The organism is Pseudoalteromonas sp. SR41-4 (assembly GCF_014163985.1).
GTDB lineage: Bacteria > Pseudomonadota > Gammaproteobacteria > Enterobacterales > Alteromonadaceae > Pseudoalteromonas > Pseudoalteromonas rhizosphaerae.
Genome location: NZ_JACJEI010000076.1, coordinates 1 through 1,245, shown reverse-complemented (window position 1 = coordinate 1,245; position 1,245 = coordinate 1). Strand labels below are relative to the sequence as shown.

Here is a 1,245-nt window from a genome sequence, read left to right as displayed (position 1 = left end):
CTCAATCGGGGTCGTTATGGTCAAGGCATTCGGTGCTGCGTTATCTAAAATCACCGCGGTGCTGGCTGCACTGGAGGTGTTACCCGCCGCATCACTTTGTGTGGCGCTGACGGTGAGCGTGCCATTATTAAAGCTGCTGACATCAAACTCACTACCACTGATAGTCCATGTACCTGCGCCATCGGCCGTCACGGTGCGCGATTGGTTATTCGCGCCATCGCTGATAGTCACACTGACACTGGCATTAGCTTCTGCGCCAGAGCCGGTGATCAATACACTGCCATCTTCTACAGCATTGATCCGGCCATCAACCTCAATCGGGGTGCTTATCGTCAAGGCATTCGGTGCTGCGTTATCTAAAATCACTGAGGTGCTGGCTGCACTGGAGGTGTTACCCGCCGCATCACTTTGTGTGGCGCTGACGGTGAGCGTGCCATTATTAAAGCTGCTGACATCAAACTCGCTACCACTGATAGTCCATGCCCCAGAGCCATCGGCCGTCACAGTCCGTGATAAGTTATTCGAACCATCGCTGATGGTCACACTGACACTGGCATTGGCTTCTGCCCCGGAGCCGGTGATCAATACACTGCCATCTTCTACAGCATTGATCCGGCCATCAACCTCAATCGGAGTCGTTATAGTCAAGGCATTCGGTGCTGCGTTATCTAAAATCACTGAGGTGCTGGCTGCACTTGAAGTATTGCCCGCTGTATCCGATTGTGTGGCGCTGATGGTGAGCGTGCCATCGTTAAAGCTGCTGACATCAAACTCACTACCACTGATAGTCCATGTACCTGCGCCATCAGCCGTCACAGTACGCGATTGGTTATTCGAACCATCGCTGATAGTCACACTGACACTGGCATTGGCTTCTGCGCCAGAGCCGGTGATCAATACACTGCCATCTTCTACAGCATTGATCCGGCCATCAACCTCAATCGGGGTGGCAATCGTCAAGGCATTCGGTGCTGCGTTATCTAAAATCACTGAGGTGCTGGTTGCACTGGAGGTGTTACCCGCCGCATCACTTTGTGTGGCGCTGACGGTGAGTGTGCCGTTATTAAAGCTGCTGACATCAAACTCACTACCACTGATAGTCCATGCCCCAGAGCCATCGGCCGTCACAGTACGCGATTGGTTATTCGCGCCATCGCTGATAATCACACTGACACTGGCATTGGCTTCTGCGCCAGAGCCGGTGATCAATACACTGCCATCTTCTACAGCATTGATCCGGCCATC

1 protein-coding gene is annotated in these 1,245 nt (G+C 53.0%); it reads right to left on the bottom strand.

The features are described from left to right. On the bottom strand, positions 1 to 1,245 hold a 1,245-nt coding region (locus tag H5180_RS23285), incomplete at both ends, for an Ig-like domain-containing protein (protein WP_259399615.1).